This is a genomic window from Mucilaginibacter sp. CAU 1740 (assembly GCF_039839285.1).
In the GTDB taxonomy this organism is placed as follows: Bacteria; Bacteroidota; Bacteroidia; order Sphingobacteriales; family Sphingobacteriaceae; genus Mucilaginibacter.
In genome coordinates, this window is sequence record NZ_JBDOQS010000001.1 from 185,671 (window position 1) to 210,195 (window position 24,525).

Sequence of the window (24,525 nt, forward strand, 5' to 3'; positions counted from 1 at the left end):
TTATTTTCTGATTTGCAAGGATTATTTTACAAATTATGATTTTGGCAATAAATATCAATGAGTTAGCGGGTGTTTTAAGAGTTTGGTAAGTGGGTGGAGGAAATTTCTACACGAATGCTTAGCTGGTTGTACACAATTAAACGAATTACACGAATGATGAAGTAGAAGAGAAATTTGTGTAATTCGCTAATTCGAATTAATTCGTGTGGAAATCCTTTAAACGTAATGCTGGCAATCGATGTAATTCGTCTCAATTCGAAAAAATTAGTGTCGAAATTAATTTGCTACTTTTGAGGCTCGATAATATGCAGGGACTCATAACAAAATCAACCGGAAGCTGGTACCAGGTGCAAACTCCTGATGGGCAAAAGATAGATTGCCGCATCAAAGGCAAGTTTCGCATTAAGGGCATCACGACAACCAATCCCATTGCCGTTGGCGATATAGTTGATTTTGAAATGGAACCCGACCGCGAGGAAGGTGTGATCACCAACCTGCATCAGCGTAAAAACTACATTATCCGCAAGGCCATTAACCTAAGTAAGCAGGCGCAAATTATTGCCGCGAATCTTGATCAGGCCATATTGGTAGTTACATTGGCATCCCCGCGAACTTCCCTTGGATTTATTGATCGTTTTTTAGTTACCGCCGAAGCCTACGATATCCCGGCGAGGTTGGTATTTAACAAACTCGACCTGTTTAGCGACGAAGGCCTGGAGATATTAGCCGATTATAAAGCCATTTATGAAGATATAGGCTATCCATGTTTCGAGATATCGGCCATAAAAGGCACCAATATTAACCACGTTCAGGATTTATTAAAAGATAAAGTAACCCTATTCTCCGGCCATTCCGGCGTGGGCAAATCAAGCCTCATCAACGCCCTACTGCCCGAGCTGGAATTGCGTACCAACATGATATCCGACTGGAGCGATAAGGGCATGCACACCACCACCTTTGCCGAAATGTTTGAGCTGCCGCAAGGCGGCTTCATCATAGATACCCCCGGCATCCGTGAACTGGGTGTTATCGACATAGAAAAACAAGAACTTAGCCATTTCTTCCCCGAAATGCGCGAGCGCATGAACCAATGCCGATTTAACAACTGCCGCCATATTAACGAGCCCGGCTGCGCCGTGCTTGATGCGCTGGAAGAGGGTGAGATCTCCCCAACACGTTATGACAGCTACCTGAGTATTTATAACGGCAACGATACAAGAGCTTGATTAGAGTCAAGACAGCAAGAATTAAGAGATAAGAAAAAAGCCGGGCATTGTGCGATTCCCTCCCTTGGGAGGGTGTAGGGAGGGGTTTCTTTGTCATGGCTATTCATTAACTGGGCGTAAAACCCCTCCCTGGCACTACACCACCCCAGCACACCCCTCCCGAGGGAGGGAATTATAAAAAAACTACTTCTTCTCCGCCTCCTTCACCAACACATCCACAATAGCCTGCTTATTCGGCAAATATTTATTAGTGAGAAACAACCCACCTCTACCGGTAGCCAGATTAAAAAATAAATAAGTCCCCACGCCGGGATCATCGCCATCATGGCCGATTGTACCATTGGTATATAAATTCCAGAAAATGCCTTTGTTGCGATAGGTTAAATTGATGTTTTTAGGTGGATGTTCTTTGCTGAACTGCGGGGTGAACATGGCTTGGTACGATGCTTCGGTCAATAACTTTTTATCATGCTTGCTTATCGCCATTAAATATTTACTCAAATCTTCGGGCGATGTTTTCAGGCCACCATCGGGATAGGTAACCAGATCGTATAGCGGGAACCTGTTTTTTTGATCCAGGTATAGCATGGCATGCTTTTTCAGATCGATATTCTGCACATGCCATCCGGAATGGTCCATATGTAAAGGTTTCAGGATATATTTTTTGGTAAACTCAGCATAGGTCAACCCCGATTTGATCTCGATGAGGTAAGCGGCTAACGCCGATCCTGTATTACTGTAAGATGATACCCCTCCTGCCGGGCCTTCGCCAAAATTAGCTTTGCTGTAATATTGACCTTGTGGCGATAGATAATTATAAAAGAATTGGGCCAGTGAAGTATCTCTCAATTTATCGCCAAAACCCATCTGGTTCAGCGTGCTTATCGATAAACTATCATATGCCCGTAGCTTAGGGTAAAAATGATAGCAGTAATGATAAACCTTGGGGTTATCAACAATGCCCGATGTATGGTTGGTTAACTGCCTGATGGTTATTTTTCCGTTGGGGTCATTGGGATTGATCACTTTAAAGGGGAGCACATCATTAATGTCGGTCTCTAAAGTAAAGTATTTGAGTTCGATGGCTTTCATCAACGCGACAGCAATTAACGTTTTACTTACCGAACCGATGTTCTGGATATTGCTTGCCGAGTATGGTGTTTTATTAGCCACATCCGCATAGCCAAAACCTTGTGAATAGGTTATTTTATTGCCATTAGTCATGATAACATACATGCCGGGCAGGCTATCCTGTTTAAAAGCCTGTTGAAGTTTAATGGTTAATGAATCGGTTTGAGCTTGCGCCTTGGCTATGCAGGCAAAAGTTATAAGGGCGAAAAAAAAGAGCGGATAGAGTTTATTGTTTTTCATATGCTATTATTACAACGTACTTGCCTTTAACCCCCATTCTCCTGAAAAATTATTGAACAATTACCTTACGTTTTTGCACGGGAACAGGTGTTTGCGCGCTTAAAAAATCCTGTAAATAAACACACTCGCTTACCGCCTGTTTATAATAAGCCGTATTTGAATATCTTTTTTTCAGTTCTACGAAATAGGGATTATGCGTTAATTTATATTCAAACCGGGCACGGGCTATATCATATTGTTTCGGGTCGTCGTATTCATATCTATACTTAAGGTTTTCTATCCGGCTCCGTTTGCAGTTTGCTGCCATAAAAGTGCAGCGGGCATTAAACTCATTGCTGTTACTTAATGATCGGGCTTTCAAAAAATACCGTTCGGCAGTATTTGTCTTTAAAAAATCCGAATTAAAATATGGATCTGGTTTTCCATCATAATTAGCCCCCATTGCATAGGCGGTTAAATACCATTCGGCACCGTAATGCGAGGTATTATACAAGCCTTTGCCCATTTCGCAATAATAAACAGCGGCATTTTTAGGGTTGGTTTTGATGAGGTTTTGAAGCTTAGCCATTTTACGGGCAAACATTAATTTGTTGTAAATAACCGGTCTGGTGCTGCTGCTTTTTTTGATGCCGTTATCAGCAAAAGGATCGTTTTTTTCTGAGGCCAGCCATTTTTCCGGAAGGTTTCTTAATACAGATGCCGGGATGTTATTAAACGCTTTTACTGCTTGTGCATATCTGTATTCGCGCAAATAGGCTGTGCCTAATACATCGTACAGGTCATAGCTTAACCTGCGGGTTATTTTGGAAGTGAGCAGCTGGATATAGGGCGTTTTTGCCGGGTTTTTATACACCGCGATCATCTTTTGCAGATCATAAGAACGCAGCCTGCGCTGAATAAAATCGGGCATGTTAAAGCCTGGATATTTGGTTTTCCATTTTCGACCGGGCGGAATAAATTGTTGCCCTCTCAGCATGCATAAGGCCGCCATTGCGGTGTCTTTTTGCTTTAAATAAGCGGGAGCAAGTACCAAGGTATAAAAATCACGTGCCGATAGGGAGTATGGTTTATGGGTTTCCGGATCCCACCAGTAATCTTCACGGTTAAGGGATGTGATATGTTTTGCCTCCCATTTAGCTTTTTCATCAAGCCAGGTTAATCCGGGCATTAACTCCTGCTCGGCTATGGTATCTAAACGGTTTATCTTTTGTGCTTGCAGCAGCAGAGCGATCATTTGCTTCTGGTCGTTTAATTTAATGCCGGGTTTTTGATCGTTTATTGCAGCCAACTCATCCAGCCCGGCCTGGGTATTGCCCTGTATCCAGTTTAAGTAAGCATTGGTCATATTACCCAAAGCGGGTTCAACGTACCTTCCTTCGGTAGCAAGCCTGGTACAAAAGGCCATGAGTTTAGGAATATAAACACGCTGTTTTTTCACCGTGCTGTCTTCGCCAATGTATGGCTGCAACATATCGTAAGGGTTGTGATGGGCGGTTTTATCCAGCTTTTTGGATAGGTAGCTTTCTTCAATCTTATTGATCTCGCGCACCAGCAACACTTTAATAAGCGGAGAATGTGGCTGCGCCTTATAAATCTGCTCAAGCGCGGTAAGGTCGACACGGGGTTTATGGAAGCCTCGTATAGCATAAACAAAAGCTTTATCATCTGGTGTTTTCGCAAATTTCAGGATGCTTGCCTGCGGCTCTTTAATGTCATTAAACTCATAAAAGGCCTGGATACGCCTTTCGGGATAGTTGGCAAACACTTTCGAGAACATAAAGGCCGCTTTAGCCGGGTTGCCGTGGTATTGTTCGTGCCCCGCCCTAAGCGAAAGCGCCCAGCCCTTAACGTGGCTTTTTGATTTGAGCTTTGCTATGTATTTATCATATATCGCGGCGCCGCCATCCGGGGCATTGCTATAAAACGATAAACGTTGGGCCTGGTAAAGGCAACGTAATTTTACAAAAGGATCTTTAGTTGCCTGGGCATATTTTAATGCGGAAGCCGATAGGGCGTTCAGCTTTTTATAATCAAGAGGAATAGACTTCCCCCAAAGCCTCTCATAGTTTTTAACAACAAGAGGCTCGGCCGTTTTGGCCAGGCGGTAGTAGTTCAGGGCATCATTATGACTGCCGGATACAAGTTTTTTTAAAAAAGTGTTTTTTCTTAAACTGTCGGGAAGCGTGCCATTCGGCTTTAAATATTTAAGCAGTAGCGAATCGGTATGCGGGCCAAGCATATACATCGCCTTGTTAATATCAGCTAATGATACTGTTTTGCCAAAATATGCGCGCCACTCGGCGGCGTTAACATCAGTCTCTTTTAGGTAATCGCTATCATCATTTAAAAATAGCATCCCGTTAAAATAAAACGATTGGTAGCCGTCGGTATCCTGGATGGTATTATGAAAAAAAGAGGCGTAATAATCGTAAGGGTCCTGTTCGGGGCCGCAGGCTATGTTAATGGCAATTTCGGCAAAAAATAATACAAGGAAGCTAACGGAACATATGGTTAGTTTTTTCCAGCGTTTCATAGGTATAGGCCTTTAAGGCGGCAGCGTCGAGATGAAAGTAAATGATATTAACAGTATCGGTTTTTAGCAGCGGGGATAAGTATTTAGCCACGGCCTGCAAATCGTTCGCATTGATGGTTTCCCAGCGTATTTCATCGTCACGGTTCAGTCCATATTGCGGTAAATCGGTTAAGGTTTGATAAATATTATTCCCCTTAAATATAAACTGATTTTTATTATCCAGCGTATCCTTATTTATTCTTTTTGTGATGCCTATATAATTTTTTTCCCGGAAGGCTACAGCCCAGCTAAACAGGGGTAAACCAATGTCGATAGGCAGGTGATAGTCGCCGATATTTTCATTGGCATACTTCTTTAACTCATTAATATCCAGTATGGAATTTTGTTTGCCGTACAGCCGCAGGTTGCCCATATTATAACACATCAGCATAACCCGGTTAACCGGCGGGATACCGCTGACTTTTTGGTTTTTAATCTGATGGAGGCGTAGGGTGGCGGATAGGGTTTTTGCCTTTAATCCGTTGGCCGAACGGATCTGTTTTAGCAGGTAAAAATAATTGTCGCGCGTGGTGGCAGTCCAGTCGCAATCTATCTGTAATTCATTGTAGGATGATTTGCCGGCTTGCTCAACTTTTCCATTTACAAAGCCGACTATCTTTTTTGCCAGTTCATCAAGTTGTGGTTTGCCTGTGTTCCGCAAAACATCGTTAACAATAAAAACAACGGGGATAAGCTCAATACTATCGGCTATTTTGCTTTGAAAAAGGATAGGGGAAACAGGTACCGGCCGCGGATCGCCATCAACAATGGCTACATCCATTATCCGCATATAAAGTTTACGCGTTTTAAAATGCCTGAGCCAATCAGATTCGGCAGGGGTATCTTTGTAAACTGTTTTCCAGTAGTAAAAGGATGTATTTACCTGTTTTTTGCGACAGGAAGTGAAGAGAGAGGCAAGAGCCAGGACGGCAAGAATCAAGAGAGGAAGAGGCAGGAATAAAGATCTCTGAGTTGTTTTCATCTCATTTCCCTCCTGATTCCTGACTCTTGACTTCCTGCTTCTATTCTAAGGCTGTTTTGAAATCCTCCAACAAATCGTCGAGGTCTTCAATACCAACTGATAGGCGGATCATGCTTTCGGGGATGCCCATTTCGGCGCGGCGTTCGGCACCAAGCTCAAAGAAAATGGTTTGTGCAACCGGGATGGCCAAGGTGCGTGTATCGCCAAGGTTGCTTGATTTTACAACCAGTTTCAATTTGTTTAAAAACGCGAGGCAATCAATGCTTTCGTCCAGTTCAATGCTCATCAAGCCGCCAAAGCGGGCGAAGAGTTCGCCAGCCAGCGCATGTTGCGGGTGCGATTCGATACCGGGGTAAAATACTTTTTTCACCTTAGGATGATCATTAAAAAACTTAGCCAGCGCCAAAGCATTGTTGCAGGCGCGGTCAAGGCGTAAAGCCAGAGTTTCGGCACCTACCGAGATGGTATGGGCTGCCTCTGGCGATAAAGTGCCGCCGGCATCGCGCAGACCTTTCTTGCGGATCTGGGTCATGCCCAGTGCCTCGGGTTTAACAGTTGCTTTGAAGCCCGGGAAAATGTTTGGATAGTTTGCCCAATCAAATAAGCCGGTATTGGTTACCGCGCCGCCCAGGGCATTGCCATGGCCGCCAATGTATTTGGTTAACGAGTTTACCACTAAACTTGCTTTTACATCAATTGGGTTGAACAGGTATGGCGAGGTCATGGTATTATCTACCACGTACATAATTCCTTTTTCTTCGCACAGATCGCCAATGTTTTTCAGATCGGCAATTTGTGTGGCTGGGTTGGCAATGGTTTCAACAAATACCATGCGGGTATTGTCTTTTACGGCAGCACGAACATTTTCAACATCGGTAGCATCAACAAAATCAATGCTGATACCCATATCAATAAATGTTTGAAAAATGCTGCGGCTGTTGCCAAACAAAAATGAGCTGGCCACAATGTGGTCGGTACCTTTTATCAGCGCCATTACCGTAGCCGAAATAGCTGCCATACCGGTAGAGAAAGCAATACTGGCCACACCTTTTTCCATCTGTGTTACTTTTTGCTCGAGCGCGGTAACCGTAGGGTTGCCCTGGCGCGAGTATGCGTAACCGCTTTTTTTGTTCTGGAAAATATCAACAAGGTCCTGAACATCCTCGTGCCCGTAGGTTACCGAAGTGTGGATGGGTTTATGTAATGAACCGTGCTCGGGTTTGCCAAGACGGTCGGCGTGTAATATGCTGGTAGTAAAGCCTCTTTTGGTACTCATTTTAAATCCTATTAATTAGATATACATAATAGCGGTTGCGAACTTAATTAATTAAGCACTAATTACACGAATTGAATTGGTACTAATTGTACTAATGATAACCAATTGACACGAATGCTTTTATGTAGTTTAGTATTTGGGCGAATTACACGAATTACATTGTTTACGGCAGATGATTGATGGAAATCGCCTAAATTGTGATCGTCATAAATAATTGGTATAAAAAATATGAGGGCTGTACTACAACGCGTTACCCAGGCAAGCTGCACTGTTGATGGTAAAATTACCGGCGAAATTGGTAATGGTTTTTTGGTGTTATTAGGTATTGAAGATGCCGATACCACCGAAGACCTGCAATGGCTGGCCAATAAAATTGCCGGCATGCGTGTTTTTGGCGACGAGAACGGCCTCATGAACAAAGCCCTTGCCGACGTGGATGGAGGTATTTTACTGATCTCGCAGTTCACACTTTTCGCCCAAACCAAAAAGGGAAACAGGCCATCGTTTTTAAGGGCGGCCAAACCAGATAAGGCTATCCCGATGTATGAGCAGATGATCCAGGCACTTGAAGGGCTTATCGGCAAAAAAGTAGCAACCGGAGTTTTTGGTGCCGATATGAAGATCAGTTTATTGAATGATGGGCCAGTTACTATTGTGATGGATACGAAGGACATGGATAATCATTAAAAATAACTGTTGTTTGTTAAGAAAGCCTCTCCTCCCGTCATTGCGAGGCACGAAGCAATCCCCGATTAGCAGAGCGATCATGCACGCCCCCCTGTAAGTAGGCGATTGCTTCGTGCCTCGCAATTACGTTGTAGGGATAGATAGTAATTGATATGAAAAAACTACCTCAATCCCTCTTCAATCCTCGCCTGCAAATCAGCTTTAAAACTATCATCAAGCTTCAATTCATTTTTCATCGAATCCTGAAATAGCTGCTGCACCATGTCATTAATAACATGGCTTTGTTTGTTGTATAACTTGCACATGCCACACCCCCGCAGGTGAATGCGCATTTCAATCTCCTCACGGAAACTTAGCCTTTTAAGCTGCTTTTTTTCTATCAGGAAAGTAGCCTGTTTACAGTTGTATATTATCCTTTTTAAATAGCTCATGGTTTAATTCCAGTTTTTTTGAAGGCAGGCCCGCAGGTTAATTTTTGCCCGGTGAATAATGACCCAAAAGTTGGCCTGGGTAACGCGCAGCTCGGTACAAATGATCTCGGTAGCGGCATCGTCCATATGTTTCATGGTAAATACCGACTTCCACAACTCGGGTAGTTTGGTGAGGCACAATTGTAAAATGTTGTTAAACTCCTTTTTAAGCAAAGGATCCTGCTCGTCCATCGCTGCAATGGGTTGAGGGGCGTATTCTGCTTTCCAGTGCCCGTTATCTTCCTCAAAAAATTCATCTTGCTGCTGCGCGGCCTTATTGGCCGATGCAATTGCTAATCCTGATGATTTTTTGCGGTATACATCAATAATTTTATTTTTTAAGATGGCCGTTAACCACGTCCGTTCGGTGCTTTTACCCTCAAAGCGGTCGGCCCTTTCAAGGGCGGCCAAAAAGGTTTCCTGTACAAGGTCTTTCGCGGTATCCTCATCATTAATGCGCACAATGGCGTATAGGTACAGGTAATCGGCATATTGTGCTACCCATGTATGCGGGTTTAATACGTTGCTTTCGGTTGTCATGAATTGCTGTATATTAAAACAGTTTCCACGTTAGTCGTGTATGTGAAGCATTCCTTACAAAAAATCATAAAAAAAATTAACTGCAAAAAACAACGGGAGTATAGTATTCTAAATTACAGTTTGTATGTTGATAATTAGTGTATAGCAACGGTATTTATAATGAGGCTTTAAATGCAAATTTATTGTAAGGGTTTTCTTTCCAATACGACAAACCTGCAAACATCATTTTAATTTTAATAGAAATGAAAGCAATTAAAGTATTCGGGGTTGCATTATTGTTTATAGGCCTTGCAGCTATGGCTTCGGCATTTGTTAAGCGCACCGGTTTTGTCAGGGATATTAAGAAGCCCGGTTTAGAGGGAAAAGGCTTTGCTTTGGTAGAGCTTTTTACATCTGAAGGTTGCTCAAGCTGCCCGCCTGCCGACGAGCTTGTGGCTAAAGTTGAAAAAGAAGTTGCTGATAAGCCTGTTTATATTTTAGCCTACCATGTTGACTACTGGGACCGCCTGGGCTGGAAGGATATTTTTAGCAGCGCCGCTTACACCAAACGGCAGAACGACTATGCCCAATGGCTAAACCTATCACAAATTTATACACCACAAATTGTGGTTAACGGTATAGCCGAGTTTGTAGGATCGCAGGAAGGGGCGTTACACAATGCAATTAGCAAGGGCCTTGAAGGTAGCAACAATGCCCTACTGAACATCAGCGCCATAAAGGGTGCGAATAACAAAGTCCTGGTGCAATATAATGTTGACGGTAACATTGATAAAACACATAGCAAATTGTTGCTGGCATTGGTGCAAAAACATGCCGTGAGCAAAATAAAAAGCGGCGAAAATGCTGGCCGTAATTTAGTGCACGCGCAAATTGTGCGGGACTTGCAGAGTTTGCAGCTAAAAAATACAGGGACCGCTACCATTGCTTTACCTGAGGAAGCTATTAAACAAGATTGGGAGATAATAGGCTTTATACAGAACAATAATAACGGTGCGATAATAGCTGCCACCAAAGGCCAGCTAAAATAAGGGTTGATGCAACTTATTTATTTGGATAATAAAATATTGAAAAGCTTATAAACAAGGGGTGGCATGGGGCGTTTATATGATGTAATATTTGCATATTGCATTAAATGCCGGGCCAAAAACTACCGCTTTCCAAACAGCTTGCTTATGCCTGCGGAATGATAGGCTGGAGTATCATGACCAATATTATCATTGTGATGCTGCCTTACTATTACCTGCCACCAAGCAATGCCGGTCTTATTGCGTTGGTACCTCAATTGCTACTTTTCGGGGTGTTCAATATCATGTCGGTCATTACGGCTTCGGGGCGTTTGGTTGATGCTTTTTTTGATCCTTTCATAGCTTCGCTGAGCGATAAAAGTGAAAACAAAAAAGGCAGACGTATTCCTTACATGAAGTGGGCTATTATCCCCGCCGTTTTGTTTTGCGGACTTACCTTTTACCCCCTGGTAAAATGCGAGAGCATTCATAATGCTTACTGGCTTGTTTTTACGCTTGTTTGCTTTTTTATGGGCGCTACGGCATACATCATCCCCTACAACGCGCTGCTTCCTGAACTTACCCGCACAGGTGCCGAAAGGGTTGAACTATCATCATTACAGCAAGTGGGTTTTGTGATCGGCATTATCCTATCAGCATTTGTAAATAACTTTGCCGATCTGGTACAACACTTCGCCCAAATCTCTAACCGCGATACCGCTGTACAATATACTATTTGGGCGCTCGCCGCTTTTGCCGGTTTAGTGATGCTGATCCCCATTTTTGCTATTGATGAAAAGCGGTATTCAAACAGTCAACCGTCGCATCTGGACTTATTGCCAGCCATTCGAAAAACATTTAAAAACCGCAACTTCAAGTATTACCTCATTTCCGATTTTTCGTATTATATGGCTCTGAGTATTATATCAAGTGGCTTGTTGTTTTTCCTTAAATCGTTATTAAATCTGCCCGAATCCATGGGTGGTGAACTAATGGGGGCTATGGTGTTGGTATCGTTGGTGTTTTATCCCTTGGTCAACTACTTGAGTAAAAAGATCGGCAAAAAGCCTATTGTAATATTCTCCTTCGGATTGTTGAGTTTAATTTTTGTAGCCATATTTTTTTTAGGAAAATTCCCAATATCGCCTAAGGCTCAGATTTACACACTGGTGCTTTGTGCCTCCTTCCCGCTGGCCTCGTTGGGTATATTGCCCAATGCTATCCTTGCCGAAATTGCCCAAAACGACGCCAAACGCACCGGTGAAAACAGGGAAGGGATGTTCTTTGCTGTTAAATACCTGTTTGTAAAATTGGGGCAAACTTTGGGCATCGCGTTGTTTGCTTTTTTAACGGTTTATGGGAAAGATCCGGGTAATGATTACGGGTTGAGGTTGAATGGTATTTGTGGGTGCGTATTATGTGTACTGGCAATTGTTTTTTTTAGCCGGTTTAGGGAGAGGAAGGAAAGGGTGAATAGTTGATTGGGTTGATTAGGTGAGTGGTTGTTTATTCCTCCCCATGACATGTTTAAAACACGTTGTCCTCCTGAGCGATAGCGAAGGAGGACAACGTGGCGGTGTCATATTTCCTTCAGATGCCTCGGATTTTATTCCTCGCAATGAGTATGTTTTTGGAGGATACAATTTTGCAGCTAAAATGAACTACTCACTTAATCAACAATTCTCCAATCACCATCAATTACCTCCCAATATTATTAGGCCTCGTATATACTAAATGCATTACGTTAATATTGCGCATGGCAAAAGCAGCCTCGCAATAGCATAGATAATAATTCCACTTGCGGATAAACCTGTCATCAAAGCCTAAAGAGCGTACAGTGGGCAAATTAGCATTGAACGCATCAAACCAAAGCTTTAAAGTAGCGGCATAATCCAGGCCAAGATCTTTCAGATCAACCATAGTCATATCGCCGGTACGGTTAATGGAATTGTTTATGGCCCCAACAGACGGCAACAGCGAGCCTGGAAAAATATGTTTCTGGATCCAATCTACCCCTTTGCGCAAGGCCGCATATCGCGAATCGGGTGAGGTGATTACCTGTATGGCCAGGATGCCGTTCTTTTTAAGCAGATCGTGGCATTTCTTAAAGTACACGTCCATAAAGTTATAACCCACGGCCTCCAGCATCTCTACGGATACGATCTTATCAAATGTACCTTCCAGTTGGCGGTAATCTTTTAATTCGATACTTACTTTATGACTTAAGCCGGCTTCTTCCACTCGTTCCACAGCCAGTTTGTGCTGCTCTTCGGATATAGTGAGCGAGGTTACTTTGCAGCCATAGGTTTTGGCCATGTAAATGGCATTGCCACCCCAACCGCTGCCAATTTCCAGTACATGGTCTGTTGGTTTAAGGTGTAGTTGGCGGCATAACCTATCGTATTTGGCCAGTTGTGCTTCCTCCAGGCTCAACCCGTTTTTATAAAAATAGGCGGCAGAGTAGGTCATGGTAGGATCGAGGAAACTGGCAAAAAAATCATTATTCAGATCGTAATGCTCAGAAATGTTTTTACGCGATCCTTCAACCGTATTGGCTCGTTTAAAATGCGAAAGTTTATTGAAAAGTTTAAGGAGGTTAAGCGATAATGCCTGCGTTTTGCTGCCCGATACGCCTGGTGCGTTCTCGATGTTAAGTAACACCCATTTAATTACATTGGTGATATTATCGGTGTCCCAAAGGCCATCAACGTAAGCTTCGCCAAAGCCGATATCGCCAAAAAGGATCAGGCGTTTATAAAAAGCTTCGTCGTGCACCATGATCATTGCGCTGATGTTGCCTTCGCCGGTGCCGATAGTAATATGTTCACCATCGGGAAGTGTAAGGTACAGCGTACCCTTATCCATTTTGGATAAAAACTTCAGAACAAGATCCTGGTAAAAACTGCTTTTTTTAACGAGGGATAGGGTGCCTGCCATAAGTGGTTGTACAGTATTAATTTATATTAATTACGTATTACACCCCTGTATAGTTTTACACAGGCTTATTCATTTTAAGCGTAAGGGCGGTAAACCTCTTTTTGTAACTCCTTGTTACTCTCTTTTTTATGAAAAGGGATCTTTTTGAGCCACAGCTTAAAGGCTTGCAAATGTATCAGCCAGATCACTTTTACGGTTATAAGTGGGAAGCTAATAAAGTACAATAACAGGTTAGCATCAGTAAGTGGTTTTTTAACGCCATTAAGCGTGCTGATAAAAAAGCGGTTGCCTTGCTTATCGTAATCGTCAATTTTGATTTTTAGTTTTTCACCAGGGATATCGAGGTCGAAATCAAAATTAGTGTCCATCTCAATAAAGGGCGATATATAAAAATACTTTTCGGTATTGAGTTTAAAGCTATCGCCTTGTTTATCATTGGCCCCTAAAAAATAAGGCTTCATCTCTAAAAAAGTATTACATACCTCTACTACCGAGCAAATCGCCTGTCCGGCCTCGTTATAACAAAAATAAAACGATACGGGATTAAACTGGTAACCCAGCGTGCACAGATTGGTGAGCACCATAATGCGGCCGCTTCCAATATCCACGCCGTTTTGCTTTAAGTAAGCAGTAATGTGTTGGCGGGTGTTTTTTGTAGGATCCGGATTTTCTCGGGGGAGTTGCAGGTGGTCCTTATCGCGGAAGTTGAACAGGTTAAACCGGTTTCGGCTCATGAATTTGAGTCGCTTGCTCAAGCCGTCTATCTCATCCAGATCGAGGTAAAACATGAATACATTATAGTGAAAGCTATGCACTTTAGGAGCAAGCCGGTGGTGCATTACTTTCGCTTTATATAAACATGAATTAAACCCTGGTTTTGCCATATATGAATATACGGATTATAAAGGTGGCTGGATGATTGTATCATCATAAACCGGGTTTCCCAGCAACTGCGAACATAAATTTACGGCGCTCGCAAAAGCATCCTCATGAAAACCATATTTAAAATAGCTTCCACAAAAATATACGGGGCCATCTTGATTTAGCGCGTGCAGCTGGGCCTGGGCGTTTATGGCAGGTATATCAAATAAGGGGTGTTCGTAATCTATCTCCTTGATGATCTTTTTTGGGTCGACGTTATCGTGCGGATTAACGGATACGAAGTAGTTTTTTTTATCGGATACGCCTTGCAGTTGGTTCATCCAATAAATGGTGCTGGGTGTAAGTTGCCCGTTTTGCATTTGGATGCGGTAATTCCAGCTGCTCCAGGCGAGCTTGGCTTTGGGCATAATGCTTTCGTCGGTATGTAGGGTGGCTTTGTTATACTGGTATTTAAAGCAGGAGAGCAAGCGCTGCTCATCATCGGTCGGATTATCCAACAGTTGGAGTGCCTGGTCGCCATGGGTGGCAATGATCACCCTGTCGTACACCTCGGCCGAACCATCAGAAGCATGTACTGTAACCTTACCATCAGCCCGGGTTATTTTTATTGCTTTGCGATTTATGTGGATCCGATCTTCAAACGGGCGGACCAGGATCTCGCGATAGCTTTGGCTGCCTTTATCCAACGTGTACCACTGGTGCTGTGTATCTAACCCTAAAAAGCCATGGTTTTGAAAAAAGCGGATCAGCGTTACTGCCGGGAAATCCAGCATCTGCTCCATTGGTGTAGACCATACCGCCGAACTCATGGGCACCAGGTATTTCCACAGCATCTCTTCGCCAAAGCCAAACTCTTTAATGTATCTGCCAATGGAGTAATCATCATATTTAGGGTCATCAACAATTTTAATGCTCTCTTCATTAAAACGCTTTATCTGCATCAGCATTTTAAGGTATTTGATATTAAAAATGTTTTTGCGCTGGGCAAACAGGTGGTTAACGCTCGATCCGGAATATTCCAATGCCGAAGGCACATGCTGTACGCTAAAACTCATGTCGGTCTTTTTTACCGGTGCGCCTATCTCTGCAAACAGGCGGCAAAGATTGGGGTAGGTTTGATAGTTAAAAACCATAAAACCGGTATCGATATAAACGGGCTTGCCATCTTCATCAACAGTTACGGTATTGGTATGGCCGCCAACGTAATCGTTTTGCTCGTAAATAGTCAAATCATGCGTTTTGTGCAAAAAATGAGCGCTGCCCATACCGGCAATACCGGTGCCTATAATGGCTGTTTTTAACATATTATTTAGTTACCGTATTTAAAAAACGTTCAACAGTGTAGGTGGCCAGCTGGCCGCCTGGTCCATTCAAATTAAAATCAAAACCATGCACAGCCCAGGGAAGTTTGAGCAGATAATGTTTAATGCCGTTTTTAGCGAGTTTTTCATTCATGCGACGGCTATGCTCAGGGGATACCAACACATCATTATCGCCATGGATAATTAAGGTTGGTGGCGATTTCTGGCTAATGAACTCCAACGGCGAACTGGCCGCAAATTTTTCAGGAACCTGCTGATACGTTCCGCCGATATAATCGCTCATTACCTTGCGCGAATCCATAATAAGCGGACTTGAAGGAATGGAATATCCCCAAACCATATCTGCCGGGCCGTAGTAATCTATTACGCCTTTCAACCCCGGCTGCTGCAACGTATAGGCCGCCAGTAAAGCAATCTGCGCCCCGGCCGAACGGCCAAGGAGTACAAAATTATTGGTATCGACGTGTAATTCGGCAGCGTGCTTTTTTAAATAATCAAAAGCCGCGTTTATATCTTCAACAGGGGCCGGATTTTGATATTTAGGTGCAAGACGGTAATTAATAACCGCCACGTTGTAACCCATCAGGGCAAGGCGATCGTTCAATTCCGGCAATTGTTTATTATCGCTTTTATTCCATGAGCCTCCATGTACAACAATTACGCAGGCACGGTTGCCTACTATTTGTGAAGGATAAAAATCCATAGAAAGTGTTGCCCCATCGGCGTACGAAACGTAATTAAGCTGTTTACTGTTTACCGTTTTGTTGCCCGAAAACATTTTCCAAAAGCTGAACGGTGGCTGATTGTTATCGCCGTTGATAACTGTACTGCCCTGTCCAAAAGCCGCGGTAAAATCTTCCTTTAAACCACTGGCTACGGCATAAGCCCTTACAATGGGCGAAATAAACAATAGCAAGGTTATCAACCCTAAAACGGTGCCTGCAAGTTGATGTTTGCTAACATAATAGCCGCTACCTAAAGCTATCAACGTAAGTAAAATGAAAAACCACGAAAACTCGGTGGCGATGATAGAAAGCATCCACATGTAGTATTCAAAAGCTTTAAATACTGTTAGCAGCGATACCAGGAATAAAATAGTGATGATGGCTAAACGGATCATGCGATGGTTTTATGGAACAAATAGTGGCTCACTATCCACTCGTTGCCGTTATTGAAATTCCAGAGTTCGGCGCAGGCCATGTAAAACAAGCGCCAGTATACCCACCATTTCACGGCCTGGTCTTTGCCGTAAGTTTGTTCAAAAAGCGGCATGATCTCAGCCTTGTGGTTATCCATGTTTTTAAGCCAGGCTTCGGCTGTTTTGCCATAGTGCTGGCCATTTACATGCCAGTGTTTTTCAACTACCATGTCATCGTTAAAATAAAACATCAAATCATCGCTGGGCATAATGCCGCCGGTAAAAAAATACTTGCTCATCCAGTCGGTGTCGTCAATTACCTCAAACTTGTATGCATACTCTTTATGGGTAAAAATATGGATCCATAGTTTGCCGTTCGGTTTCAGGAATGAAGCCACCTTGTTAAGCAGCAGCTTGTAATTACGCATGTGCTCAAACATCTCTACCGATACCACGCGATCAAACTTTTCGTCTATCTCGAAAGTATTCATATCGGCGGTGATCACGGTTAGGTTGGTGATTCCCCGTTGTTGCGCCTGTTCATCGATATGAAGTTTTTGAGTACGCGAGTTTGATACCACCTTGAATGTACTTTCCGGATATTTGGCCGCCATATATAACGACAAGGATCCCCAACCGCAACCAAGTTCCAACACATGCTGCCCGTTGGCAAGCTGCGCGCGCTGGCAGCTAAGTTCAAGCATATCGTCTTCAGATGTATTGATATCGGATACGCCCGGTTTCCAATAGCCGCTTGAATACTTGAGGTTTTTGCCAAGGCAGTACTGATAAAATTGGGTAGGTACTTCGTAATGCTGTTCGTTGGCATCGGCCGTGTTCACAGCTATGGGCGATGCTTTAAGCTCGGTTATGAGCGCCGTTAAATGGGCCTGCTGTACCTCCGGATCGCCTTTGTTTTCGTCGTTAAGGCGCTGTTGTAATAGCTTGCGGATGCCTTGTCGCAGTAAAAAGTCGGGAACGCGGTTTTGTTCAATTAATTTGTCGTACCACATAGTTTTGGATTGAACGTATTACGCAGTACGTATTACGCTGAATATAATTTGTGTTTTATGATTATACGTTAAGGCCGTGATTGCGGATTTGCAGGGTTACTGTTTTTTAAACCAGGGTACAAAAACGCTGGTTGTGGCTTGGTAACGTTTATAAGCTTCGCCCTTTGAACGAACTGCTTGCTGTTCGGTAGCTGGGATGCCGGTAACCTTTAGCAGTAAATACAAAATTATTGCCGGACTAATAACTGCCAGGTACCCATAAGGTGACGCCAACGCGAAAACGAAATAGGATACCCACATTAACCACTCAAAAAAATAATTGGGGTGGCGCGAATAGTTCCACAAGCCGGTATCGCAAACTTTACCCTTATTGGCGGGATCTTTTTTAAAGAAAGCGAGCTGTCTATCAGCCATGGCCTCGCCGGTTACGCTGATAAACCAGAGGATAAAGCCGGCATATTCAAGCGGAGATAATTCGCTTTTAATATTCATACAGCTGATGAAAAAGGGGATAGCGAGCAAAACGTTGGATATGCCCTGGAACTGGAAAAAGAAGAAGAATTTTTTCTCGGCATTGGGTGCCCATTCTTTACGGAGTTGCTGATACCGGCCTTCCTCTTCATCCAAATGACTTATAATACGTTTGGCCAGATGGGTGCCCAGCCGCATGCCGGCAATTACAACCATAGCGCAGATCAACGCCTTGCGATTATGATAGCCCGGAGCAAATAAAAACAGGATAATTGCAATAACCGGAAAATTATACGACCAGAAAATATCAACAACGCCCGCGTTTTTAATTTTATGCGCCCAAAGCCATACCAAAACCATAATACCGCAACAGGCTATAAGGCTATAATTCACCAATGCCCAAATTGAGTTGCTATCCATTTTGTTTGCCGAAAAATTCTTTTAAACCTTCGCCAGATTTGAGCCTGAAAAGTTGGATGAGCACGTACGCGCAGCTGGCTAAACTACCCAGCGTTATTAGCAGAATGAGCCACACTATTTTCCATGCCCAGTTTTTTTCTTTGTAGCAGATCCAAACATAAATAACCAGGATGTTGGCATAAAAATCCCAAAGGGTAGCGCGCATCCAGGCTATCGAACCTAAATAATCCCATTCCTTAAATAAGTTATGTTCAAGGCAGGTGCTTACCACTATGTAGCACATCCACACAAAAACAATACTGAAAAGTATTTTGAGGATATTGACCATGTTATTTGGCTTTGGCGGAGTTGATGAACGCCAAAGCATCGTCGGCATGTTCCTTGCCTTGCAGCATGGCCTCGTGGGTATAAACTATCTTCCCTTTCAAATCAACCACAAAAGTTTCCCGGCCCGACATAAAGAATTTCTTTTTCACGCCGAAGGCATTGTAAACTTTGTTATCCGGATCGCTTAAAACGGTGAAGGGCAGCTTGTAATGATCGGCAAAAGCCTTATGACTTGCTACCGTACCATTATTTATGCCGATAACCATAGCACCGGCCTTGGTAAACTTATCAAAGCTATCCCTAAAAGCGCAGGCCTCTTTGGTGCACACCATACTTTCATCTTTAGGATAAAAATAGATTACCAATGCCTTTTTGCCCACATAATCGGCAGTGTTAAAAGTTTTACCGTTTTGGTCGATAAGGGAAAAAGTGGGCATGTTATCACCCGTAAGTAGTTGTTTGCCGCTTTGCGCTTCGGCAGCACAGGCAAAAAGGAAGGATGCCGCCAAAAAGGCTATCAGGTATTTGATCATGGTTTGGCTCATTTTCCTTTACTTACGTTAATGTGTTGTACAACGATTTATAGCTATAAAATAAAAAGGCCTGCAATTTGTTTTAATTGCAGGCCTTTTGGTTATAGTTGTAAAAGCAATTTTACACCAAATTCTTTTTGATGTAGCTAATGCTTTGGCTAATGCTTGCAAACGGATCGCCAGGGCACACATCCTGCTCAACAAAAAAGTATTTTAAACCCGATTTTTTGGCTTGGGTAAAGATCTTTTTAAAGTCGATTGTACCGTTACCAACTTCAGTAAATTTCTTTTCGGGGGTTTTGTCCATATCCTTAACATGCCATAGCGGGAAACGGCCCGGGTGTTTGTTGATTAAGCCGATAGGGTCTTGATTAGCTTTAGTTACCCAATAAAGGTCCATTTCCATTTTAACAAGGTCTTTATCGGTGCTATCTAACAAGATCTCGTATGGGTATTTTCCATTCTCTTGTACAAACTCAAAATCGTGGTTATGGTAGCACAGCTGGATGCCCGCGTCTTTACAGGTTTGTCCTGCTATATCAAGCATGTTAGCTATGTTTTTATAATGATCAAGGTCGCCACGCTCGGCTTGCGAAAGGTATGCGCAAACCATGTATTCCACGCCGGCTTCGGCGGCATCATCAACAGCTTTTTTCCAATCATTAAGGATGGTACCTTTTTGGTGTTCGCCGTTAACCAACTCTTCGCCCAGGCGGTAGTGCGCGCTCGGCATGATCAGGCCGTTTTGCTTTAACACGTTCGAGAAATCTTTAGGGCTCATGCCATAAAATAACTCGGTGCCAGTGTAAGTAGCACCCTCCACAGAGGTAAAGCCGGTTTGAGCAACTTTTGCTAAAGCAGCAACCGGATCGGCAGCCATGGCATCACGTACGGTGTATAGTTGCAGGCCTATATATTTTTTGTCGTAAGCGAACAATTTTGGGGCTGCAAGCAGTCCGGCTGAAAGCAACGCCGATGTTTTTAAGAATGAACGTCTGGTAGTCATTGGTTTATGAATTTATTGATTGGTTGTGTAAATATAACGCATTAAAAACGCCAATTCAAAGACGGAAATTGTAATGATTGGTTTAATGAGGGGTTACGTGTCATGATTTTTACAAAGAGATTACCCGAGTTAAAATGCCTTACAAAACAAAAAAGCCGCTGTACAGCGGCTTTTAAATATATGTTTAGATAAATATTATCTTCCTTTTTTAACGTTCGGGAATTTCATTTTATACTCCACATCAACCATACCCTTCGAGATATCGTTCAGTTTTTTCTCGATGAGGCGCTTGCGTAGCGGGCTTAGTTTATCAGTAAATAGTTTACCTTCAATATGATCATACTCATGCTGGATAACGCGGGCGGCCATACCTTTAAAAGTTTCTTCGTGGTGTTTCCAGTGCTCGTCGTAGTATGACATCCTTACAACCGGTTTGCGGTAAACATCCTCGCGAATATCCGGAATGCTGAGGCAACCTTCGTTAAAGCCCCATTCTTCGCCGGTTTCTTCCAATATGGTAGCGTTGATGAACGCTTTTTTGAAATCTTTTAATTCTGGCTCGTCATCATCAAAAGGAGTGGCGTCAATCACAAACAAACGCATAGACATGCCAACCTGTGGAGCGGCCAAACCTACACCACGAGCCGAGTACATGGTTTCGAACATGTTTTCAACCAGTTCTTTAATATGCGGATATTCGTCGGGTTCAATTGCCGTAGCTTTCTTTCTTAAAACAGGGTCGCCGTAGGCTATGATAGGGTACTTCATCGTACAAAAATAAAGGATTATTGCTTAGGCTCAAACAGCAAAGTGATCAAGCGGTTGGGATCAAAAATTTCGTTACTTATCTCTAACAATTGTTCGGCGCTTACGGCGTTTATCTTCTCAAAAATTTCTTCCAGGGTATCAACCTGGTTAAAATCTATCATGCTTTTGGCCATGGCTATGATCACACTCATGCGGTTCTCTTCGGCCAGGGCTATCTGGCCAATAAACTTTTGCCGCGCCTGGTGCAATTGCAGGCTACCCAGTTTTTGATCGCGCAGTTTTTTTAATTCTTTATGGATCAGTTTTGAAGCTTTTGCCGCCTTTTCGGTATCGGTACCAAAATAAATGGAAAAAATACCGGTATCGGTTAAGGGGGTATAGTTTGATTCGACAGTGTAGGCGATACCATGTTTTTCCCTAACCTCTAAATTAAGTCTGCTGCTCATACCTATACCGCCCAACAGGTTATTAAGTAATAATAGTCCCCATTTATTGGCATGCGACGATGAATATGCCTCTCCGCCAATAATACAATGTGTTTGCGAAATAGGTTTGTTAATGATATGTATGCCGCTTGGCGTAACACAGGGAGTCAGCCTGTTTTTTTGAGGCTGATGACCGGCCACCGCGCCAAAGTATTTTTGGGATAACGCCACCAGTTTTTTAAAATCATAGTTGCCATGCACCGCGAAGATCATCTCGTTGGTGTTATAATTGGCCGATATAAATTGCCTGATGTTATCGCCATTAAGCTTGCCAACGCTTTCGGGCGTACCTAAAATGTTTTGGCCTATTGGGTGCCCTTTAAACAGGAGTTCTTCAAAATCATCCTGAATGGCTTCTTCCGGCTGGTCGAGGTAGGATGCTATCTCGTCTAAAATTACACCGCGCTCTTTTTCCTGCTCATCTTCGGGGAAAGTAGAGTGGAATAAAAGATCTTCAAACAAGTCCATCGTGCGCTCCAGGTGCTGGTTTAGCAAGGAGGCGTGAATGCAGGTATATTCTTTAGTAGTATATGCGTTCAAATCTGCACCTACCAGCTCAAGGCGGTTCAGGATCTGGTTGGTATTGCGGCGCTCGGTTTCTTTAAACAGCAGGTGTTCAATAAAATGCGCCAGGCCTTCCTGTCCGGGTTGTTCATCGCGCGAGCCTGCGTTTACAATAAAGCAGCAATGGGTAATTGCCGATGGCCAATGTTTATGAAGGATCCGGATGCCGTTGGGCAGGGTAAAAAGTTGATAGTCTGTCATCAGGCTGCAAAGATAAGCTTATCTGTCACAATTATTTTTCATGTTATTGTAAGTGATTTATAGTATTTTAGGCGTTTAAACCAAGTTTTGCTACGGTTAGAACTTTTAGGCAAAATATTGGGATACCTTAAACTGACCCCTTGAAAATGAAAAAACAGATTGCTGACCTCGGATTTGAAACTCTTATAACCGCCGATAAGATTGAAGAACGTGTAAAAGCCATTGGCGTACAAATAAACGAAGACTTTAAAGATACAGTACCCCTGATAATTGGTGTGCTTAACGGCGGCTTCCTTTTTACTGCCGACCTGATAAAACAAGTAACCATCCCCTGCGAAATTAACTTCACCAAACTGGCCTCGTACTACGGCGGCACCACCAGTACGCTAAAGATCCGCGAGGATATTGACCTTTCGATAGATATTAAAGGCCGCGATGTATTAATTATTGAAGATATTGTTGATACTGGTAATACCGCGCACTATTTAATTGAAAAACTAAAGCTGAAGGAGCCTGCCTCGTTAACAATGTGTTCATTGCTATTAAAGCCCGCAGCCCTGCAAAAAAAGATTGAAGAGCTTAAATATATAGGCTTTGAAATTGGAAACGAATTTGTGGTTGGATACGGTTTGGATTATAAAGAAATGGGCCGGAACCTGGCCGATATTTACAAAAAAGTAAACTAACAAAAACACCCAAAATGAGCTTTTAAAAGCTCATTTTGCTATTAAACAGGTAGTTGTACGAGAGTTTTCTAACGCCCCAATTAAAACAATAACATGCTGGCGGCGTTTTAGGCTTTATGAAATATACATCTTTACTTTTGTGTGGCTGTGTAGCAGCATCTTTTTTATTTTCATCGTGCGATAAAGAATCGCCTGCAACATCAAATGTAAATATCACGGTAACCAATGGTTTAACCGGAACAGCATCATCTGGAGCTACTATAAAGCTATACGACGATCCGAATAAAGCAAATAATGGCTCGTCGCCAGCTTATACACTAACAACTGATGCTTCAGGAAAGATAACATCGCAAGTTGATTATATAGGCGGGTACTTTATTGTTGCCGAAAAAGGCACCCAGAAAAGCTATTATAATGGTTTAATACCCATTGGCATTTTTAAAACCCAAAGTGAAATTGACAGCAGCCCGGCACAAACACCGGTTGCAACAATTGGTTCTGTAAAATTTAAAGATACCAACGGTGATGGCGTGATCAATGATTCGGATAAAACAGTAGCGCCAACACTTTATCTTGAAGCAGGGCAAACTATTAATTACAACCTTGCTATTTACTAAATTTTATTAAAGCATTTTATTGAAAGCTGTCGGCGTAGGTCGGCGGCTTTTTTGTTTTAGGTAGCTGGAATAATAAAATAGCGGTATTTTACCTTTATGAAAAAGGTTATAAAAGTGCTGCTTGCCGGTTTGCTTTTGGTTTTTATTGCTCTTGGATTAACAGGTTATAATATTGTTTTGCCGCTATCTGCAACTGCTAATGATAGACTAAATAATAGCCTTCCAAGGGCGGTATCCGGCAAAGAGTTGAACCCGTTTTCAAACTATGATTTCTCGCAGGGGGAGTGGAGCGCCTATCTTGTAATTGTTCCTGAAGATTTTCAAGACCTGCATCCGCTTATATCGAAACGCATATGCCTTAAAACAGATGATATAAACCTGTTAAAGCAAATGCAAAAAAGCTGGAGTTTTAAATGCAATGAAAATGGCGATATGGCTACTGTTAACAGTACTTTTTACCTGGTACATGATGGTATTGTAGTTTTTGAAACAGGTATTATGCTGGATAAAAATAACCAGGGATTGCAGAATGAAATTTATGGCTGGATGAAGCCTGTGCACGGAAAGGAAATGGTTGATGTGTGTAGTCGATTTAAGAAAGTGTATTGGCCTGTGGTGATTTTGTAGTGCGACGGTTGGTGCTGAGTATGTTTTCTGTTTTGTATATTTGTGTATCATGCTTGCAACTATAAAAGGATATTACGAAAAAGGACGCATCGTTATGAGCGAGGAAGCTCCTGTTCAATCTAAAACGGAAGTGATCATTACTTTTCTTACCGAGCAGGCTAATAAACCAGCTAAACGACAACCGGGAGGGTTAAAAGGAAAAATTTCGTTGCCCGATGATTTCAACGAACCGTTGAGTGATCTTAATGATTATATGTAATGGCGAAGTATCTGTTAGATACCCATTGCCTGATTTGTTTTCAGGAAAATAATCCACGTATTTCAGATAAGGTTTTATCGATAATTTAGGATCCTGAAAACATAATACTATTTAGCCAGGTAAGCTTATTTGAGATCGCTA

Annotated in this window: 25 protein-coding genes; 8 read left to right on the plus strand and 17 right to left on the minus strand. The window is 42.7% G+C overall.

What is annotated here, in order from left to right:
• The first annotated feature begins 305 nt into the window (after nucleotides 1–305).
• Nucleotides 306–1,226, plus strand: a complete 921-nt coding sequence (rsgA, locus tag AAFN85_RS00830) for a ribosome small subunit-dependent GTPase A (protein WP_347524981.1) — start codon at nucleotides 306–308, stop codon at nucleotides 1,224–1,226.
• Nucleotides 1,227–1,409: 183 nt separating this feature from the next.
• Here the strand turns inward: rsgA and AAFN85_RS00835 are convergent, their stop codons facing one another.
• The 4 genes from AAFN85_RS00835 to AAFN85_RS00850 are packed head-to-tail and all read right to left on the minus strand — an operon-like array spanning nucleotide 1,410 to nucleotide 7,427.
• Nucleotides 1,410–2,597: a serine hydrolase domain-containing protein gene (locus AAFN85_RS00835; protein ID WP_347524983.1), complete on the minus strand. Its 1,188-nt coding sequence runs from the start codon at nucleotides 2,595–2,597 to the stop codon at nucleotides 1,410–1,412.
• Between the two features lie 49 nt (nucleotides 2,598–2,646).
• Nucleotides 2,647–5,130: a hypothetical protein gene (locus AAFN85_RS00840; RefSeq protein ID WP_347524985.1), complete on the minus strand. Its 2,484-nt coding sequence runs from the start codon at nucleotides 5,128–5,130 to the stop codon at nucleotides 2,647–2,649.
• Nucleotides 5,093–6,151 (minus strand): hypothetical protein, encoded by a 1,059-nt coding sequence (locus AAFN85_RS00845; protein WP_347524988.1) that lies wholly within the window; start codon nucleotides 6,149–6,151, stop codon nucleotides 5,093–5,095. Before AAFN85_RS00845 ends, AAFN85_RS00840 begins: the two co-directional genes overlap by 38 nt.
• A gap of 40 nt (nucleotides 6,152–6,191) precedes the next feature.
• Nucleotides 6,192–7,427 (minus strand): cystathionine gamma-synthase family protein, encoded by a 1,236-nt coding sequence (locus AAFN85_RS00850; RefSeq protein ID WP_347524990.1) that lies wholly within the window; start codon nucleotides 7,425–7,427, stop codon nucleotides 6,192–6,194.
• A 228-nt stretch (nucleotides 7,428–7,655) separates the two neighbouring features.
• Here AAFN85_RS00850 and dtd point away from each other — a divergent pair, with 228 nt between their 5' ends.
• Nucleotides 7,656–8,114, plus strand: a complete 459-nt coding sequence (dtd, locus tag AAFN85_RS00855) for a D-aminoacyl-tRNA deacylase (RefSeq protein WP_347524991.1) — start codon at nucleotides 7,656–7,658, stop codon at nucleotides 8,112–8,114.
• 161 nt (nucleotides 8,115–8,275) lie between these two features.
• Here the strand turns inward: dtd and AAFN85_RS00860 are convergent, their stop codons facing one another.
• Nucleotides 8,276–8,545: a hypothetical protein gene (locus tag AAFN85_RS00860; RefSeq protein WP_347524993.1), complete on the minus strand. Its 270-nt coding sequence runs from the start codon at nucleotides 8,543–8,545 to the stop codon at nucleotides 8,276–8,278.
• 3 nt (nucleotides 8,546–8,548) lie between these two features.
• Nucleotides 8,549–9,124 carry a sigma-70 family RNA polymerase sigma factor gene (locus AAFN85_RS00865; protein ID WP_347524995.1) on the minus strand — a complete coding sequence of 192 codons (576 nt, stop codon included), beginning with the start codon at nucleotides 9,122–9,124 and terminating at the stop codon, nucleotides 8,549–8,551.
• A 242-nt stretch (nucleotides 9,125–9,366) separates the two neighbouring features.
• Between AAFN85_RS00865 and AAFN85_RS00870 the strand changes: the two genes are divergently transcribed.
• Both AAFN85_RS00870 and AAFN85_RS00875 read left to right on the plus strand, forming a co-directional pair.
• A complete protein-coding gene (locus AAFN85_RS00870; RefSeq protein ID WP_347524997.1) occupies nucleotides 9,367–10,152 on the plus strand; it encodes a DUF1223 domain-containing protein in 786 nt (261 codons plus the stop codon).
• A gap of 104 nt (nucleotides 10,153–10,256) precedes the next feature.
• Entirely contained in the window at nucleotides 10,257–11,609 is a 1,353-nt protein-coding gene (locus AAFN85_RS00875; RefSeq protein ID WP_347524999.1) for an MFS transporter, read from the plus strand.
• Nucleotides 11,610–11,826: 217 nt separating this feature from the next.
• Here the strand turns inward: AAFN85_RS00875 and AAFN85_RS00880 are convergent, their stop codons facing one another.
• The 11 genes from AAFN85_RS00880 to AAFN85_RS00930 all read right to left on the minus strand — a co-directional run bounded on the left by AAFN85_RS00880 (nucleotide 11,827) and on the right by AAFN85_RS00930 (nucleotide 22,195).
• Entirely contained in the window at nucleotides 11,827–13,065 is a 1,239-nt protein-coding gene (locus AAFN85_RS00880) for a cyclopropane-fatty-acyl-phospholipid synthase family protein (protein WP_347525001.1), read from the minus strand.
• Nucleotides 13,066–13,139: 74 nt separating this feature from the next.
• Nucleotides 13,140–13,949, minus strand: a complete 810-nt coding sequence (locus AAFN85_RS00885) for a DUF1365 domain-containing protein (RefSeq protein WP_347525003.1) — start codon at nucleotides 13,947–13,949, stop codon at nucleotides 13,140–13,142.
• A gap of 15 nt (nucleotides 13,950–13,964) precedes the next feature.
• A complete protein-coding gene (locus tag AAFN85_RS00890; protein WP_347525005.1) occupies nucleotides 13,965–15,251 on the minus strand; it encodes an FAD-dependent oxidoreductase in 1,287 nt (428 codons plus the stop codon).
• A gap of 1 nt (nucleotide 15,252) precedes the next feature.
• Nucleotides 15,253–16,389 carry an alpha/beta hydrolase gene (locus AAFN85_RS00895; RefSeq protein WP_347525007.1) on the minus strand — a complete coding sequence of 379 codons (1,137 nt, stop codon included), beginning with the start codon at nucleotides 16,387–16,389 and terminating at the stop codon, nucleotides 15,253–15,255.
• A complete protein-coding gene (locus tag AAFN85_RS00900; RefSeq protein WP_347525009.1) occupies nucleotides 16,386–17,420 on the minus strand; it encodes a cyclopropane-fatty-acyl-phospholipid synthase family protein in 1,035 nt (344 codons plus the stop codon). Before AAFN85_RS00900 ends, AAFN85_RS00895 begins: the two co-directional genes overlap by 4 nt.
• A 96-nt stretch (nucleotides 17,421–17,516) precedes the next feature.
• The gene (locus AAFN85_RS00905; protein ID WP_347525011.1) at nucleotides 17,517–18,311 is read right to left on the minus strand and encodes a DUF1295 domain-containing protein; all 795 of its coding nucleotides are present in this window, start codon (nucleotides 18,309–18,311) and stop codon (nucleotides 17,517–17,519) included.
• The gene (locus AAFN85_RS00910) at nucleotides 18,304–18,639 is read right to left on the minus strand and encodes a DUF1475 family protein (RefSeq protein WP_347525013.1); all 336 of its coding nucleotides are present in this window, start codon (nucleotides 18,637–18,639) and stop codon (nucleotides 18,304–18,306) included. The genes AAFN85_RS00905 and AAFN85_RS00910 overlap by 8 nt, the downstream gene beginning before the upstream one ends.
• A 1-nt stretch (nucleotide 18,640) precedes the next feature.
• On the minus strand, nucleotides 18,641–19,183 hold the full coding sequence (locus AAFN85_RS00915) for a peroxiredoxin (RefSeq protein ID WP_347525015.1): 543 nt from the start codon (nucleotides 19,181–19,183) through the stop codon (nucleotides 18,641–18,643).
• 109 nt (nucleotides 19,184–19,292) lie between these two features.
• Complete coding sequence (locus AAFN85_RS00920) at nucleotides 19,293–20,177, minus strand: sugar phosphate isomerase/epimerase (RefSeq protein WP_347525017.1); 885 nt, start codon at nucleotides 20,175–20,177, stop codon at nucleotides 19,293–19,295.
• A 195-nt stretch (nucleotides 20,178–20,372) separates the two neighbouring features.
• Nucleotides 20,373–20,945: a peptide deformylase gene (gene def, locus AAFN85_RS00925; RefSeq protein WP_347525019.1), complete on the minus strand. Its 573-nt coding sequence runs from the start codon at nucleotides 20,943–20,945 to the stop codon at nucleotides 20,373–20,375.
• A 17-nt stretch (nucleotides 20,946–20,962) separates the two neighbouring features.
• Nucleotides 20,963–22,195, minus strand: coding sequence for a pitrilysin family protein (locus AAFN85_RS00930; RefSeq protein ID WP_347525021.1), 1,233 nt, complete (start codon nucleotides 22,193–22,195; stop codon nucleotides 20,963–20,965).
• A 146-nt stretch (nucleotides 22,196–22,341) separates the two neighbouring features.
• On the opposite strand from AAFN85_RS00930, the gene hpt reads away from it, so the two are divergent.
• The 4 genes from hpt (at nucleotide 22,342) to AAFN85_RS00950 (ending at nucleotide 24,384) form a co-directional block, all read left to right on the plus strand.
• Complete coding sequence (hpt, locus tag AAFN85_RS00935) at nucleotides 22,342–22,881, plus strand: hypoxanthine phosphoribosyltransferase (RefSeq protein ID WP_347525023.1); 540 nt, start codon at nucleotides 22,342–22,344, stop codon at nucleotides 22,879–22,881.
• Between the two features lie 116 nt (nucleotides 22,882–22,997).
• Nucleotides 22,998–23,498 carry a hypothetical protein gene (locus tag AAFN85_RS00940; protein WP_347525025.1) on the plus strand — a complete coding sequence of 167 codons (501 nt, stop codon included), beginning with the start codon at nucleotides 22,998–23,000 and terminating at the stop codon, nucleotides 23,496–23,498.
• A 96-nt stretch (nucleotides 23,499–23,594) separates the two neighbouring features.
• A complete protein-coding gene (locus tag AAFN85_RS00945; RefSeq protein ID WP_347525027.1) occupies nucleotides 23,595–24,125 on the plus strand; it encodes a hypothetical protein in 531 nt (176 codons plus the stop codon).
• 49 nt (nucleotides 24,126–24,174) lie between these two features.
• Nucleotides 24,175–24,384 carry a DUF2281 domain-containing protein gene (locus AAFN85_RS00950; protein ID WP_347525029.1) on the plus strand — a complete coding sequence of 70 codons (210 nt, stop codon included), beginning with the start codon at nucleotides 24,175–24,177 and terminating at the stop codon, nucleotides 24,382–24,384.
• The last annotated feature ends 141 nt before the right edge of the window (nucleotides 24,385–24,525 follow it).

Excerpts from the sequence above, each read along its gene's own strand:
- rsgA (WP_347524981.1), top strand. The coding sequence starts at position 306 with ATGCAGGGACTCATAACAAAATCAACCGGAAGCTGGTACCAGGTGCAA.
- AAFN85_RS00835 (WP_347524983.1), bottom strand. The coding sequence starts at position 2,597 with ATGAAAAACAATAAACTCTATCCGCTCTTTTTTTTCGCCCTTATAACT.
- AAFN85_RS00875 (WP_347524999.1), top strand. The coding sequence starts at position 10,257 with ATGCCGGGCCAAAAACTACCGCTTTCCAAACAGCTTGCTTATGCCTGC.
- AAFN85_RS00895 (WP_347525007.1), bottom strand. The coding sequence starts at position 16,389 with ATGATCCGTTTAGCCATCATCACTATTTTATTCCTGGTATCGCTGCTA.
- AAFN85_RS00900 (WP_347525009.1), bottom strand. The coding sequence starts at position 17,420 with ATGTGGTACGACAAATTAATTGAACAAAACCGCGTTCCCGACTTTTTA.
- AAFN85_RS00915 (WP_347525015.1), bottom strand. The coding sequence starts at position 19,183 with ATGAGCCAAACCATGATCAAATACCTGATAGCCTTTTTGGCGGCATCC.
- AAFN85_RS00865 (WP_347524995.1), bottom strand. The coding sequence starts at position 9,124 with ATGACAACCGAAAGCAACGTATTAAACCCGCATACATGGGTAGCACAA.
- AAFN85_RS00890 (WP_347525005.1), bottom strand. The coding sequence starts at position 15,251 with ATGTTAAAAACAGCCATTATAGGCACCGGTATTGCCGGTATGGGCAGC.
- AAFN85_RS00845 (WP_347524988.1), bottom strand. The coding sequence starts at position 6,151 with ATGAAAACAACTCAGAGATCTTTATTCCTGCCTCTTCCTCTCTTGATT.
- AAFN85_RS00885 (WP_347525003.1), bottom strand. The coding sequence starts at position 13,949 with ATGGCAAAACCAGGGTTTAATTCATGTTTATATAAAGCGAAAGTAATG.
- hpt (WP_347525023.1), top strand. The coding sequence starts at position 22,342 with ATGAAAAAACAGATTGCTGACCTCGGATTTGAAACTCTTATAACCGCC.
- dtd (WP_347524991.1), top strand. The coding sequence starts at position 7,656 with ATGAGGGCTGTACTACAACGCGTTACCCAGGCAAGCTGCACTGTTGAT.
- AAFN85_RS00905 (WP_347525011.1), bottom strand. The coding sequence starts at position 18,311 with ATGGATAGCAACTCAATTTGGGCATTGGTGAATTATAGCCTTATAGCC.
- AAFN85_RS00945 (WP_347525027.1), top strand. The coding sequence starts at position 23,595 with ATGAAAAAGGTTATAAAAGTGCTGCTTGCCGGTTTGCTTTTGGTTTTT.
- AAFN85_RS00880 (WP_347525001.1), bottom strand. The coding sequence starts at position 13,065 with ATGGCAGGCACCCTATCCCTCGTTAAAAAAAGCAGTTTTTACCAGGAT.
- AAFN85_RS00850 (WP_347524990.1), bottom strand. The coding sequence starts at position 7,427 with ATGAGTACCAAAAGAGGCTTTACTACCAGCATATTACACGCCGACCGT.
- AAFN85_RS00910 (WP_347525013.1), bottom strand. The coding sequence starts at position 18,639 with ATGGTCAATATCCTCAAAATACTTTTCAGTATTGTTTTTGTGTGGATG.
- AAFN85_RS00950 (WP_347525029.1), top strand. The coding sequence starts at position 24,175 with ATGCTTGCAACTATAAAAGGATATTACGAAAAAGGACGCATCGTTATG.
- AAFN85_RS00860 (WP_347524993.1), bottom strand. The coding sequence starts at position 8,545 with ATGAGCTATTTAAAAAGGATAATATACAACTGTAAACAGGCTACTTTC.
- AAFN85_RS00840 (WP_347524985.1), bottom strand. The coding sequence starts at position 5,130 with ATGAAACGCTGGAAAAAACTAACCATATGTTCCGTTAGCTTCCTTGTA.
- AAFN85_RS00930 (WP_347525021.1), bottom strand. The coding sequence starts at position 22,195 with ATGACAGACTATCAACTTTTTACCCTGCCCAACGGCATCCGGATCCTT.
- AAFN85_RS00920 (WP_347525017.1), bottom strand. The coding sequence starts at position 20,177 with ATGACTACCAGACGTTCATTCTTAAAAACATCGGCGTTGCTTTCAGCC.
- AAFN85_RS00940 (WP_347525025.1), top strand. The coding sequence starts at position 22,998 with ATGAAATATACATCTTTACTTTTGTGTGGCTGTGTAGCAGCATCTTTT.
- AAFN85_RS00870 (WP_347524997.1), top strand. The coding sequence starts at position 9,367 with ATGAAAGCAATTAAAGTATTCGGGGTTGCATTATTGTTTATAGGCCTT.
- def (WP_347525019.1), bottom strand. The coding sequence starts at position 20,945 with ATGAAGTACCCTATCATAGCCTACGGCGACCCTGTTTTAAGAAAGAAA.